Origin of the sequence: Kitasatospora sp. NPDC048286 (assembly GCF_043201735.1) — a bacterium.
Taxonomy (GTDB): Bacteria; Actinomycetota; Actinomycetes; order Streptomycetales; family Streptomycetaceae; genus Kitasatospora.
Genome location: NZ_JBICZE010000005.1, coordinates 446558 through 460094 on the forward strand (window position 1 = coordinate 446558; position 13537 = coordinate 460094).

Sequence of the window (13537 nt, forward strand, 5' to 3'; positions counted from 1 at the left end):
GCCCCGGCCGCCCCGCGCCCGGGGCGGTTCCGTTTCGACCGTTTTCCATGGCATCCAGTACGGGTAACTCGTACCATGGCGGTACGGATATCCGGTACCCGAGCGGAGGACGATCCCATGGCGATCAGCGCGAGCGAGGCACGCACCCAGCTCTTCCCGTTGATCAAGAAGGTCAACGACGACCACGCCCCCATAAGGATCACGTCCAAGGGCGGGGACGCCGTCCTGATGTCCGCCGAGGACTACGACTCCTGGCAGGAGACGATCTACCTCCTGCGCTCCCCCGCCAACGCCCAGCGACTCATGGAGGCCGTCGCCCGCGACAGGGCGGGCCACCCAGGCGTCACCAGGACCGTGGAGGAACTGGAAGCGCTGGCGGGTGAGGTGTGAGGAGCGTCCACTTCGACCCGGACGGCTGGGAGGACTTCCTGTTCTGGCTCGGGTCGAACCGGAAGATGGCCCAGCGGATCACCCGCCTGATCGGCGAGATCCAGCGGGACCCCTTCGACGGCATCGGGAAGCCCGAGCCGCTGAAGGGGGACCTGGCCGGCTACTGGTCGCGGCGGATCGACGACGAGCACCGACTGGTGTACCGGGCGGACGAGAAGGAAGTGAAGATCCTCAAGGCCCGCTACCACTACCAGTAGGCCGGGCCGGCCGGTCGGCGCTCAGGCGTCGAAGTCGTACTCCAGGACGTAGGAGGCGGAGTCCAGGGTCATCTCGTTGAGTTCGACGACCTGGCCCTCGTCGGCGAAGGCGGTACGGCAGATCAGGATGACCGGGGTGCCGGCGGACAGCTCCAGGCGGGTGGACTCCTCCGCGCTGGGCATCCGGGAGCGGACCTCCTCGCGGAAGTGCACGGGCTTGGCGCCGATCTCGGCGAGCCGGGCGAAGATACCGCCGGGGCCGGTGTCCTCGCGGGTGATGGCGGTGCCCGCGACCAGCACCGCGGGCAGGTAGGAGGTCGAGAGCAGCACCGGCTTGCCGTCCAGCACGAAGCGGCGCTGCCGCACGCACATCGGGGCGCCCGGGTCGACCCCGAGCACCCGCGCCACGTGCTCGGGCGCGCCCTGCTCGGCGACGGTCACCTGGTCGACCACCAGGCTGCGGTTGTCGATGTCCGCCGACCATATCGACCGGCCGGACCCCCACTGCCCCTGCGCCAGCCGCTGGATGCCGCGCCGGCGCAGCGGCCGGAAGTCCCGGACGAACACCCCGGCACCTCGGCGCGCCTCGGCGATGCCCTCGCTCTGCAGCACGCCGAGCGCCTGGCGGGCCGTCATCCGGGCCACGCCGTACTCGTCCATGAGGTCGTTCTCGCCGGGCAGGCGGTCGCCCGCACGGTACCGGCCGGCGTCGATGGCCGCCTTCAGCGCTTCGGCGATCCGCTGGTACTTGGGCTGTTTGTCGCCACTGCTGCCGGTCATCGCCGCTCTCCCTCTGCCTCGGACAAATCGTAGGCGCGCCCGCGGTCGCCGGTAAGGAGATACGACGGACCGTTGACATCTCTAGAGATATTAGCTTCTCTAGAGATGCTGGGCACACGCCGAAAGGAGCAGGCGGTGAGCACCCGACAGCGCGACACCTCGACCTACCGGCCACACATGGGTGAACTCGTCCTCGACCGGAGGACCGGACGCACCGGCATCTACATGGACACCCTCGGCGGCGAGCACTACCTGCGCCCCGAGGGCGGCGGCCGGGAATGGACCGCCGAACCGCACCAGGTCTCACCCGTTCCCGGGCCCCGCGATTCGACTGAATGGGATCATTTGCGGTAATTGCGGCAAAATCCACGCAAACCGCAGCATTCAGGGCTCGGCAATCCCCCAGTGAATCCGGAATTCCGGAACGCCGGACGCCCCACGACCGGCACGTTACGGATAGCACCGGTCACCATGCGTGCACCAGGGACCGAAATCAGCCACCACGGTGCACCCGCACACGAATTGGCGCGCGCATAACCGACGGCGCCCCCGCGCCCGGACAGGGCGCGGGGGCACTCGGCCAGAACGGCTTACGGGTTGCCGCCGACCGCGTTCTCCGGCCGGTACGGGCCGCCCGGCTCGCCGGCGGGCTCCTCGATGTACTGGCCCTCGTCACCGAAGGAGCCGTTCTCGAACGCGTTCTTCTCCGCGTCGGTCGGCGCGGTGTACTCGGTCGGGTTCGAGGCCGCGGTCACCGCGCCCTCCACAGCCTTGCCCGCCTCCACAGCGGCGGCCGGGGTGCCGGTCTGCGCCGTGTTCTCGGGCGTCGACAGCACCGGGGTCTCGCTCTGGTCATTGGCCATTGGGCGGCCGCCTTTCGGTCATCAAATGTGTTCAGCCCGACCTCTGTGGCGCGGGCGCGCGGACAGTATCGTAGGGTTGATTAAATGTCCGATAAACATCGTGCGGCTTGCGGCACCATCCGGCAGAGTCGGGCGTCCGCCTAAGCTGAAGCATCGCGGCGGACCGCCGAGCGCCCTTTCACGGAATCGACACCATAGGCCATCGGGGGACTTCATGGAGTTTCTGGAGACGCCGCAGAACCCTGCGCTGCGCTTCCAAGTCCTCGGTCCGGTCCAGGCCTGGCTCGACGGCAAGCCCCTCTCCCTCGGATCGCCCCAGCAGCAAGCGGTGCTCACCACCCTCCTGCTGCACTCCGGACGCCCGGTCACCACCCAGGACCTGGTCGACGCCCTCTGGGGCGACCGGCCCCCCACCCAGGCCGTGGCCGCGCTGCGCACCTACGTCTCCCGCCTGCGCTCCGTCATCGAGCCCCGGCGCGAGGTGCGCCGGCCCGCCGAACTGCTGGTCTCGGTCGCCGACGGCTACGCGCTGCGCATCCCGGGCGAGGCCCTCGACCTGACGGTCTTCGAGCGGCTCTCCGCCGAGGCCGCCACCGCCCGCACCTCGGGCGACAAGCACAAGGCGCACCGGCTGCTGACGCAGGCGCTGGACCTGTTCAGCGGACGTCCGCTGACCGGCGTCCCCGGCCCGTACGCCGACGCCCAGCGCGGGCGGCTGGCCGAGCGCCAGGTGGCGGCGACCGAGGAGCTGTGCGCCGCCGCGCTCGACGTCGGCCTGCACGCCGAGATCGTCGGTGAGCTCAACAACCTGACGACCGAGCACCCACTGCGCGAGCGCCTGCGCGAACTGCTGATGCTGGCGCTGTACCGCTGCGGACGCCAGGCCGAGGCACTCGGTGTCTACACCGACACCCGCAAGCTGCTGATCGAGGAGCTCGGGGTCGAACCAAGCGCGGGCCTGTCCGCGATGCACACCCGCATCCTCGCGGCCGACCCGGCGCTCGCCGTCCCGGTCGCCCCCGCCCCTGGCCCCACCGTCCGCGAGGACGGCCCGGCCGCACCCCCCGCTCCGGCCCAACTCCCAGCCGATGTATCCGACTTCAGCGGGCGATCGGAACTGGCGGACGACCTCTCGGCGGTCCTGATGGACGCCACCGGCCAGGCCGTGGTGGTGACCTCGCTGGCCGGCATCGGCGGCGTCGGCAAGACCACCCTCGCGGTTCACGTCGCCCACCGGGTCCGCGCCGAGTTTCCGGACGGGCAGCTGTACGTCGACCTGCGCGGAGCCGGCGTCTCGCCCGCCGACCCGGCGGGCGTCCTGGGCGACTTCCTGCACGCGCTCGGCGTCGCCGAGAGCCCCGACTCGCTGGAACAGCGCGCCGCCCTCTACCGCTCGCTGCTCGCCAGCCGACGCATGCTGATCCTGCTCGACAACGCCCGCGACGCCGACCAGATCCGGCCGCTCATCCCCGGGGTCTCCGGCTGCGCCGTCCTGGCCACCAGCCGCTCCCGGCTGGCCGGCATCCCCGGCGCCCAGCTGTTCGACGTCGAGGAGCTGACCCCTGACGAGGCGCTGGCGCTGTTCTCGGCCGTCGTCGGCGAGCACCGGGTCGCCGCCGAACCAGAGGCCGCCATGCAGGTCGTCACCGCCTGCGGCTTCCTGCCGCTGGCCGTCCGCATCGCCGCCGCCCGACTGGCCAGCCGCCCGCGATGGAGCGTCTCCGACCTGGCCCGTCGGTTAGCCGACCAACGCCGACGGCTGGACGAACTCCAGCTCGGCAACCTCGCAGTGGAGACCACCATCGGGCTCGGCTACGGACAGCTGTCCGCGACCGAGGCCCGCGCCTTTCGGCTGCTCGCGCTGATCGACTCCCCCGACATCCCCCTGGCGGCCGCCGCAGCACTGCTCGGCTTGGACGAGTACACCGCCGAGGGCCTCGCCGAGGCCCTGGTCGAGGCGAACATGCTGGAGTGCTTCGCCCCCGGCCGCTACCGCTACCACGACCTGCTCCGGCTCTACGCCCAGCGGCAGAACGAGCGGATAGGAGACACCGGCGAGCAGGAGCAGGCGGTGCTCCGGCTGCTCGACCTGCTGATCCCGACCGTGCGAAACGCGGCCCAGGTGATCGAGCCGGACGAACCCGTGCTCGAACAGCTGACCGCACTCGCGTCGCCGGGACTCGGCCTGCCCACGAGTCACGCCGCACAGGACTGGCTGCGTACCGAGGGCGGTCTGTTGCTCAGCACCGTCGAGGCCGCCGCGAGCGGCCCCGGCGCCCTGCAGCGCGCAGCCATTGACCTGTTGAACTACCTGATCAGCATCGACCCGGACCCGACCCGCGGCCCCCGAGCACTCCGGACCCTGGAGGCCATCGGTGCGGACGCGCGTCGTCGTGACGACTCGGCGGCGCTCGCCCGGGTGCACTTCGCCCGCGGCACCCTGCAGTCCGACACCAGCGACTTTCAGGGGGCGGAACAGTCCTTCCGCCGAAGCCTGGACCACCAGGCGCCGGACGACGCGACCGTCCTGCTCCTCGCCACGGCCAACATGCTGGGCGTGATGCTGAACGTCGGCAACCGTCCGGCCGAGGCCCTGTTGTTCTACGAACAGGCCCGCGCCACCAGCCAGGCCGTCGGCGCACCGACGTCCGAGGCGCGGGTGGTCAGCAACATAGCCCGGGCGCAGCACCGGCTCGGCATGACGGAGACGGCGATCCAGTCCGCCGGCGAGGGTGTCGCCGCCGCTCGGGAGTCCAAGAACGGCCCGCTGCTCGCGCAGACGCTCTACCAGCTCGGTGTGGTGCTCTCCGGCGCCGAGGCCGTCCCGCACCTGAGGGAGGCGCACGGGCTGTACCAGTCGCAGCAGAACACCCTGTGGAGGGGTTACACCCTGGCCCGCCTCGCCACCGCCCTGCTCGCGGCCGGACAGCCCGCCGAGGCCGCCGAGGCGGCCGGCGAGTCGCTCGCGATCGCCCAGGAGCTGGACTCCGCCTACTGCCAGGGCCTGGCGAACGCGGCGCTGGGCGAGGCGCTCCTGACGCTCGCCCAGCCGGCCCGCGGGCTCGCCTGCCTCCAGGAGGCACATGCGACCTTCATCCGGCTCGGTGTGCCCGAGGCCTCCCCCGTGGCGGACCTCATCTCCCAGCAGCACACCGAGCCCTTCCCTCCCCCCGCGCCGTAAGGTCTCCGCTCCCCCACGGAAGACCTCCCCCGTTCCGCGCGTCGGCGCTCCCGCAGCCCCCCGGCTGCGGGAGCGCCCTCAACGCTTCCCCGGCGCTGGACTCCACTCTGCACCGCGCCGATTGACGTTCGATAAACGTCCGATAGTCAGCCTGCGGATCGGCAAAACCGCAGGTCATCGACGTCAGCCTGGCGCATTGTCCGGCACGCGGAGCCTCGCGCACAACCTCGCCCACACCCTCGTGCTTCCGCAACCCGGGCCACAACGGTCCAAGCACGGCGAGTTGGCCGGAAAGGGACCCCATGGCGCAGTGATCACGCATATTCTCAGATGCCAGTACGCACACGAGTGTCTGCCGGATACGCATCGGGGTGCAGTCCGTCCGTGTGGTGCGCAGAGCGCGACGTACCGCCACCGGCAGCGGCCCGCGGGGCCGCGGGAGGCGCCACCGGAGGCCACGGGTGGAAGGGTGTCTCGCAACGTGACGACCGGACAGATATCCGACCCGTTCCCCGTCGGCGAGGACGCGGGCGACGACGAGCCCGAGGTACGGCGGCGGGCGGCCCGGGCACTGCAGGCGGTCGCCTTCGACACCATCGGCGCCGGGTACGGCGAGGCCTTCCCGGCCAAGGACGGCCAGCTGGCCTGCGGCCGGCGGCTGCTCGCCGGGCTGGAACCCGGTGCCCGGGTGCTGGACGTCGGCTGCGGCACCGGTGACCCGACCGTCCGGCAGCTGGCCGCGGCCGGTCTGCGGGTGACCGGCGTGGACCTCTCCGACGGAATGCTCACCCTGGCCCGGCGGACCGCTTTCCCCGGCGTCTTTGCGCCAGTCTTCCATCGGATCGACCTGTACGATCTGGCCACCGAGCGTGCGGACCGGGTCTGGAACGCCCCCGAACTGGGGCCGGACGGGCGGGGCCGCTTCGCCGCGGTCACCGCGTTCTTCTCGCTGATCCTGCTGCCGCAGGACGAGATTCCGACCGTGCTCGGGCGGCTGCGCGAACTCCTGCGTCCGGGGGGACTGCTGGCGCTCGGTATGGTCGAGGCGGACCTGGATCACGTTCCGCTTCCGTTCCTTGGCAGAGAGCTGCGGATCAGTGGGTATCTGAGGGAGGATCTGGAGCGGGTTCTGGTCTCGGCCGGCTTCGCCGTCGAGGAGTGCTCGGGGCATCCGTACGCACCGGCCAGTACCTCGCTGCCGCCGGAGGAACAGCTGTTCCTGTGCTGTCGACGCGTCGGCTGATCGAACCGGGACAGGACAGGACCGGCCGTACCCGGCCGGCGCAACAGAACAGCTCACCGACCACACCGAATCCAGGACAGGCAGCCGTGCGCGACCAGCTCAAGACCGAGGCGGAGCAGCCGCCCGCCGTCCCGGGCCAGCGCCGCCAGGTCCCGGCCGCGCCACCGGCCCCGACCTCGGCCCCGGCCCCGGCTCCGGCCGCCCCGGCCCTGGCGGTGACCCCGGCGGCCCCGGCGCCGGCACGGCGGACGGGCGCGCGGCCGGAGCGCGCCGAGATGGCGGACCGGCTGGCGTACCTCGACTCGGCGACCCGGCGGATCAACACCGCCCTCGACCTCGCCGCGACGCTGCGCAACATCGGCCGGGTGCTCGTCCCGACGCTCGCCGACGCCGCCGTCGTCCACCTGCGCGACCCGCTGCCCAACGTCGAACGCGAACCCGGATTCCCGGAGGAGCTGCGGATACACCACAGCACCGGCACCCGGATCGGCCGCCGCGGCCGCCCGAGCGGCCTGGACGACCGGCGCCGCTCCCGTTACGGCGCCCGCTCGACCGCCGACGGCGGCCCGGCCACCCCGGTGACCCGCGGCGGGGCGCTCGCCCACGCCCTGCTGAGCCGCCGCCCCGCCGAGGCCGCCGTCCTCGGCACGCCCTCCGCCGAGCGCGCCGAGACGCTGCTGCGCGAGCTGTACGGCACCCGCGGGGTGGCCCGGCTGGCCGCCGGCACCTCCGTCCTCGCCCTGCCGCTGCGCGGCCGCAAGGCGGTGCTCGGGCTGTTGATACTGATCCGCCGCCCTCCCGAACGCAGCGGCCGCCCGGTCTTCGACGCCGCGGACACCGCGACCGCGGCGCACCTCGCCACCCAGGCCGGGCTGGCCGTGGACACAGCGCTGCGCTACGCCCGCGAGTGGGAGATCGCCAACGAGCTGCAGCGCAGCATGCTGCCGCTGCGCCTGCCGCAGTCGCACGGCGTCCGGATCGCCCAGCGCTACCTGCCCGGCGAGCGCGGCGCCCAGGTCGGCGGGGACTGGTACGACGCCGTCCCGCTGCCCGGCAACCGGGTCGCCCTGATCGTCGGCGACGTGATGGGCCACTCGCTCACCTCGGCCGCCATCATGGGCCAGCTGCGCACCAGCGCCCAAACCCTGGCCGCCCTCGACCTGCCGCCGCACGAGGTGCTCTACCACCTGGACGAACAGGCCCAGCGGCTCGGCCGCGAACAACACCTGGCCACCTGCGTCTACGCGGTGTACGACCCGATCGCCAACCGGGTGGTGATGGCCAACGCCGGGCACGTCCCGCCGGTGCTGGTCCGCCCGGACGGCACCGCCGAGCTGGTCGAACTGGACTCCGGGGCGCCGATCGGCGTCGGCGGGGTGGACTTCAACTCCGTCGAACTGCCCGCGCCGCCCGGCTCGGCGCTGCTGCTGTTCACCGACGGCCTGGTGGAGACCCGCACCCGCCCGATCAGCGACGGCCTGGAGCTGCTGCGCGCCCGGATCGCCGCCGCCCGCTGGCAGTCCCCGGAGCAGCTGTGCCAGGAGGCGCTGCGGATCCTGCCGCCCGGCGACCGCGGCGACGACATCGCGCTGCTCGGCGCCTGCTTCGACGGCATCCCGGCCGGGGACGTCGCGCACTGGTACCTCCAGCCGCGCAACGAGACGCCGGGCCGGGCCCGCCGGCTGGCCGCGCACACCCTGCGCCGCTGGGGGCTGGACGAGCTCAGCGAGGCGACCGAGCTGATGGTCAGCGAGCTGGTGACCAACGCCGTCCAGCACGCGACCCGGCCGGTCACCCTGAGCCTGGTGCGCACCGCCCGGCTGCGCTGCGAGGTCGGCGACGACAGCCCGCTGCTGCCGCGCCCGCGCCGCACCGGGCCGGAGGACGAACGCGGGCGCGGGCTGCAGATAGTGGCCCGGTGCGCGGACCGCTGGGGCGCGACCAGGCTGGGCACCGGCAAGGTGGTCTGGTTCGAGCAGCGGCTGCCCGCGAACGTGAACGCCGGGGCGTGAGCGCGCCGTTGTGAGCGCGCCGCCGTGAACGCGGTGTTGCGAGCGGCCGCCGTGAACGCGACGGCGCCCGGCGGGAACGCGTCCCACCGGGCGCCCCGGTCGGTCCGTCAGGCCCGGGTCGGCTCCTTGGCCGGCTCCTGCGCCGCCTGCCCCGACTGCGCCGCCTGCTCCGCCTGCTCCGCCAGCCGGGCGATCAGCTGCTCGCCCTCCATGTCCACCCGCGGCACGACCTTCTCCAGCCGCTTCGGGAACCACCAGGCCGCCTTGCCGAACAGCGCCATCGCGGCCGGCACCAGCGCCATCCGCACCACGAAGGCGTCCACCAGCACGCCCACCGCGAGGGCGAAGCCGATCGGCTGGACGATCGGGTCGTGGCCGAAGACGAACGAGCCGAACACCGCCACCATGATCAGCGCGGCCGCGGTGACCACCCGGGCCCCGTTGCGCACGCCGCCCACCACGGCCTCGCGCGGCGCCGCGCCGTGGACGTGCTGCTCCTTCATCCCGGAGACCAGGAACAGCTCGTAGTCCATCGCCAGTCCGAACAGCACGCCGATCAGCAGGATCGGCACGAAGCTCACCACCGGACCGACCTTGGGCACGTCGATCAGGCCGTCCAGCCAGCCCCACTGGTAGACCGCGACCACCGCGCCGAGCGAGGCGGTGACGCTGAGCAGGAAGCCGGCCACCGCCTTGAGCGGGACGAGCACCGAGCGGAACGCCAGCGCCAGCAGCACCACCGCGATCCCGACGATCACCGCGAGGAACGGCGGCAGCGCCTGGCCGAGCTTGGTGGAGACGTCGATGTTGGCGGCCGTGGTGCCGGTGACGGCGATGTCCGCGCCGGTCGCCGCCTTGAGCTCCGCCTTCTGGTCGCGGATCTCGTTGACCAGCGCCTTGGTGTCCTCGTGGTCCGGGCCGGTCCGCGGGATGACGGTCACCAGCGCGGTGCCGCTCGCCCGGTCGACGGTCGGCGGCAGCAGCGTCCCGACGCCGTCGAGGGTCTGGAGCTTCGCGGCCACGCCCTGCACCGCCTGCTCGGGCCGCGGCGCGCCGTGGGCGTCCACGACGACCACCAACGGCGCGTTGAAGCCCGGCCCGAAGCTCTCGCCCACCAGGTCGTAGGCCTTGCGGGCGTCCGTCCCGGCGGCCTGCGAACCGCCGCTCGGCAGGCCGAGGTTCAGGCTCGCGGCGGGCACCGCCAGGGCGCCCAGCCCGGCCAGTCCGACCAGCAGCACGGGCAGCGGGCGGCGGACCACGAAGCGGCCCCAGCGCTCGCCCATGGTGGTGCGGCCGTTGGCGGTCAGGGCCCGCTTCCAGATCGGCAGCCGGTCGATGGCCCGGCCGGTGAAGCCCAGCACGGCGGGCAGCAGGGTGATCGCGACCAGGACGGCCACCACGACGGCGCCGGAGGCGGCCAGGCCCATCACGGTGAGGAAGGGGACGCCCGCGACGGCGAGTCCGGCGAGCGCGACGACCACGGTCAGGCCGGCGAAGACGACGGCGCTGCCGGCGGTCGCGGTGGCCCGGGCGGCGGCCTCCTCCGGCTCCAGGCCCTCGTCCAGGTGGCGGCGGTACCGGAACAGGATGAACAGCGCGTAGTCGATGCCGACCGCGAGGCCGACCATCAGGGCCAGCACCGGCGCGGTGGTGATGATCTCGAAGGAGCCGGTGAGCGCCAGCAGGCCGGCCATCGTCACGCCGACGCCGACCAGCGCGGTCAGCAGCGGCAGCCCGGCGGCGACCAGCGTGCCGAGGGTGACCACCAGGACCACCCCGGCCACCACCAGGCCGATCGCCTCGCTGCCGCCCTCGATCCGGGCCATCGTGTTGTACGCGTCGCCGCCGAAGGCCACGTCCAGCCCGGCCGCGCGGGCCGGCTCGGCGGCGGCCTTCACGGCCTCGCGCTGCTGGTCGGTGACGTCGGCGAGCTTGTGGTCGAACGAGACCAGGGCGATCGCGACCTTCCCGTCCGGCGAGAGCGCGCCGGTGGCGTACGGGTCGGGCACCGCGGCCACGCCCGGCACCCCGGCGATCCGGGCGACGGCCTCGCCGACCGCCTTGCCCGCCTCGGGCGTCGCGACGCCGCCGGGCGCACCGGCGGCGAAGACGACCTGCGCGGAACCGTGGCCCTGCGCCGGGAAGGTGTCCTTGATCCGGTCCAGGGTGGCCTGGGCCTCGGTGCCCGGGACCTTGAACTCGTCGGTGGTCTTGCCGGCGAAGGCGCCCGCGGCCCCGCCGATGGCGATGAGTACGGCGATCCAGACGGCGACGACGGCTCGCCGTCGTCGGAAGCAGTATCGGCCCAGTCGGTACAGGTACGTGGCCATCGGCGGTCCCTCGGGTCGGTCAGGGCAGGTCGCGTCCCACCGTAGACCGAACTTTGTCGAGTGACAAAGTTGATCGACAAGATCAAACGACGCAGTTACCCGCCCGTGGCGCTACCCTGACTGGATGGCCCATGTCCCCGCCTCCGAACGCCGACCGCAACTGGTCCAGGCCGCGATCGACCTGATGACCAGGGAGGGAATCGCGGCCGGCAGCACCCGAGCGATCGCCGCCGAGCTCGGCGTGGCGCAGGCGACGGTGCACTACACCTTCGGCACCAAGAAGGACCTCTACCGGGCCGTCGTCGAGCAGCTGAAGTCCGACTTCGTCGGCGAGGTGCGCGCCGCCTCCCCCGGCGACGGGGCGTTCGGCGAGCAGGTCCGCACCCTGGTGCACGCGCTCTGGGAGGCCGCCACCGGCGAGCACGGGCGCTGTGTGCTGCTGAGCGAGTTCGGGGCGCTGGCCATGCGCGACCCGGACATGCAGGAGATCATGCTCGGGCTCCAGCACGACATCGAGGGCACCGCCACCGAGATGCTCGGCGCCCTCGCGGCCGCCCACGGCCTGACCCTGGCGCTGCCCGCCCGCCGGATCGCCGTCCACTTCCTCGGCGGCTTCGACGGCCTGACGGCCCGCCACCTCACCCTGCGCCGCCCCGGCGACCGGCCCGACCAGGAAACCCTGGACGCGCTGGAGCTACTGGTCGCGACGACGGTCGGGCTCTGCCTGGGCGCCCCGGCGACGGAGAGCGCCCGGGGCTGACCCGGGAGACGGTCCGGACCGGCAGCCTAGGAGACGATCCGGACCGGCAGCTCGACCAGCACCTCGCGCAGCGCGGCCGCGAAGCGCGCGTACTCGGCTCCGCGGGCCGAGCCCGGCCGGACGGCCAGCCCGATCCGGCGGCCGGGCGACGGGGCGGCGAAGCGGACGGCCGCCAGCCGGTCGGTGCGCCCGGCCTCGACGTCCAGCGCGGTGGCGGGCAGCAGGGTCACCCCGAGGCCGCCGGCGACCAGCTGGACCAGGGTGGACAGGCCGGCCGCGCGGGTGGTCGAGCCCGTCGGGTCGGCGCCGACCTCGCGACAGATGTCCAGCGCCTGGTCGCGCAGGCAGTGGCCCTCCTCCAGCAGCAGCACGTCCAGGTCGAGCAGCACGTCGCGCGGAACGTCGATCCGCCCGGCGAGCGGGTGCCCGGGCGGGGTGAGCAGGACGAAGTCCTCGTCGAACAGCGGGATGTCCAGGGTCGGCGAGACCCCGCCGGCCGGCAGCGCGAGCAGCAGGACGTCCAGCCGCCCGGCGGCCAGGCCCTCCAGCAGCGAGGGGGTGCGCTCCTCGTGGACGTGCAGCTCCAGGTCCGGGAAGCGGTCGCGGACCAGCCGCAGCACGGTGGGCAGCAGGTAGGGCGCGACGGTCGGGATGACGCCCAGGTGCAGCGGCCCGGTGAACGGGCGGCGGGCGGCCTCGACCTCCTCGGTGAGGGCCTGGAGCGAGGCGAGCACCCGGCGGGCGTGCTGGTGCACACGCTCCCCCAGCGGTGTGACGATCACCTTGCGCGTCGTACGCTCGACCAGCTGCGCGCCCAGCGACTCCTCCAGCGCCGCGACCGCCCCGGACAGCGCGGGCTGGCTCGTCCCGGTGGCGGCGGCGGCCTCCCGGAAGTGCCGGTGTTCGGCCACCGCGACGAAGGCCCTCAGCTGGGCGACGGTCGGGGTGCGCGGACTGCGGACTGTGGCACTCGCCACAGCGGACTCGGTCCTGGCGCCGCCCTTCCTGCGGGAGGCCGGGCGCGACGTGGGGAATTCGGTACTGATAGCAATCTCCGATCAGACACATCAAGTGTAGCTATTTCCCTGATCAGTCCACGATGTGGAATCGTGAGTGGTGTCCGGATTCCGGACATCTCCCCTCATCTCACTTCAGGAGAAGCGAACGTGCTCACGATCGGTGACAAGTTCCCCGAGTTCGACCTCAAGGCCTGTGTCGACCTGGACGCCGCGAGCGCCTTCGCCGACATCAACCACAAGTCCTACGAGGGCAAGTGGAAGGTCGTCTTCTTCTGGCCGATGGACTTCACCTTCGTCTGCCCGACCGAGATCGCCGCGTTCGGCAAGCTGAACGACGAGTTCGCCGACCGTGACGCCCAGATCCTCGGCGTCTCCGGCGACTCCGAGTTCGTGCACCACGCCTGGCGCAAGGACCACAAGGACCTGCGCGACCTGCCCTTCCCGATGCTGGCCGACATCAAGCACGACCTGATGCGCGACTGCGGCGTCGAGAACGAGGACGGTACCGCCCAGCGCGCCGTCTTCATCGTCGACCCGAACAACGAGATCCAGTTCGTCATGGTCACCGCCGGCTCCGTCGGCCGTAACCCCAAGGAGGTCCTGCGGGTGCTGGACGCCCTGCAGACCGACGAGCTGTGCCCGTGCAACTGGAGCAAGGGCGAGGACACCCTCGACGCCCAGGCCCTGCTGGCGGGCTGACCC

At 72.7% G+C, this 13537-nt stretch carries 12 protein-coding genes; 8 read left to right on the forward strand and 4 right to left on the reverse strand.

Translation table 11 applies throughout. The features are described from left to right. Nucleotides 1–117 precede the first annotated feature (117 nt). Nucleotides 118–390, forward strand: coding sequence for a type II toxin-antitoxin system Phd/YefM family antitoxin (locus tag ACGF13_RS14540; RefSeq protein WP_392873728.1), 273 nt, complete (start codon nucleotides 118–120; stop codon nucleotides 388–390). Further along, nucleotides 387–647: a Txe/YoeB family addiction module toxin gene (locus ACGF13_RS14545; protein WP_049651717.1), complete on the forward strand. Its 261-nt coding sequence runs from the start codon at nucleotides 387–389 to the stop codon at nucleotides 645–647. Before ACGF13_RS14540 ends, ACGF13_RS14545 begins: the two co-directional genes overlap by 4 nt. Before the next feature lie 21 nt (nucleotides 648–668). Here the strand turns inward: ACGF13_RS14545 and ACGF13_RS14550 are convergent, their stop codons facing one another. Next, a complete protein-coding gene (locus ACGF13_RS14550) occupies nucleotides 669–1427 on the reverse strand; it encodes a GntR family transcriptional regulator (RefSeq protein WP_392873731.1) in 759 nt (252 codons plus the stop codon). A gap of 135 nt (nucleotides 1428–1562) precedes the next feature. On the opposite strand from ACGF13_RS14550, the gene ACGF13_RS14555 reads away from it, so the two are divergent. Then, nucleotides 1563–1781, forward strand: coding sequence for a hypothetical protein (locus ACGF13_RS14555; protein WP_392873734.1), 219 nt, complete (start codon nucleotides 1563–1565; stop codon nucleotides 1779–1781). 236 nt (nucleotides 1782–2017) lie between these two features. Here the strand turns inward: ACGF13_RS14555 and ACGF13_RS14560 are convergent, their stop codons facing one another. Further along, on the reverse strand, nucleotides 2018–2290 hold the full coding sequence (locus tag ACGF13_RS14560; protein ID WP_392873736.1) for a hypothetical protein: 273 nt from the start codon (nucleotides 2288–2290) through the stop codon (nucleotides 2018–2020). Between the two features lie 214 nt (nucleotides 2291–2504). Between ACGF13_RS14560 and ACGF13_RS14565 the strand changes: the two genes are divergently transcribed. From ACGF13_RS14565 to ACGF13_RS14575, 3 genes are all read left to right on the forward strand, one after another. After that, nucleotides 2505–5471, forward strand: a complete 2967-nt coding sequence (locus tag ACGF13_RS14565) for a BTAD domain-containing putative transcriptional regulator (RefSeq protein ID WP_392873739.1) — start codon at nucleotides 2505–2507, stop codon at nucleotides 5469–5471. Between the two features lie 481 nt (nucleotides 5472–5952). Continuing rightward, complete coding sequence (locus ACGF13_RS14570; RefSeq protein WP_392873742.1) at nucleotides 5953–6714, forward strand: class I SAM-dependent methyltransferase; 762 nt, start codon at nucleotides 5953–5955, stop codon at nucleotides 6712–6714. Nucleotides 6715–6800: 86 nt separating this feature from the next. Further along, nucleotides 6801–8726, forward strand: coding sequence for a SpoIIE family protein phosphatase (locus ACGF13_RS14575; protein WP_392873745.1), 1926 nt, complete (start codon nucleotides 6801–6803; stop codon nucleotides 8724–8726). Between the two features lie 107 nt (nucleotides 8727–8833). On the opposite strand, the gene ACGF13_RS14580 is transcribed toward ACGF13_RS14575, so the two are convergent. Beyond that, nucleotides 8834–11056: an MMPL family transporter gene (locus tag ACGF13_RS14580; RefSeq protein ID WP_392873748.1), complete on the reverse strand. Its 2223-nt coding sequence runs from the start codon at nucleotides 11054–11056 to the stop codon at nucleotides 8834–8836. A gap of 124 nt (nucleotides 11057–11180) precedes the next feature. Here ACGF13_RS14580 and ACGF13_RS14585 point away from each other — a divergent pair, with 124 nt between their 5' ends. Then, nucleotides 11181–11816: a TetR/AcrR family transcriptional regulator gene (locus ACGF13_RS14585; protein ID WP_392873751.1), complete on the forward strand. Its 636-nt coding sequence runs from the start codon at nucleotides 11181–11183 to the stop codon at nucleotides 11814–11816. A gap of 26 nt (nucleotides 11817–11842) precedes the next feature. On the opposite strand, the gene ACGF13_RS14590 is transcribed toward ACGF13_RS14585, so the two are convergent. Continuing rightward, a complete protein-coding gene (locus ACGF13_RS14590; protein WP_392873753.1) occupies nucleotides 11843–12793 on the reverse strand; it encodes a LysR substrate-binding domain-containing protein in 951 nt (316 codons plus the stop codon). A 189-nt stretch (nucleotides 12794–12982) separates the two neighbouring features. Here ACGF13_RS14590 and ACGF13_RS14595 point away from each other — a divergent pair, with 189 nt between their 5' ends. Beyond that, complete coding sequence (locus tag ACGF13_RS14595; RefSeq protein ID WP_316526531.1) at nucleotides 12983–13534, forward strand: peroxiredoxin; 552 nt, start codon at nucleotides 12983–12985, stop codon at nucleotides 13532–13534. Nucleotides 13535–13537: the final 3 nt, after the last annotated feature.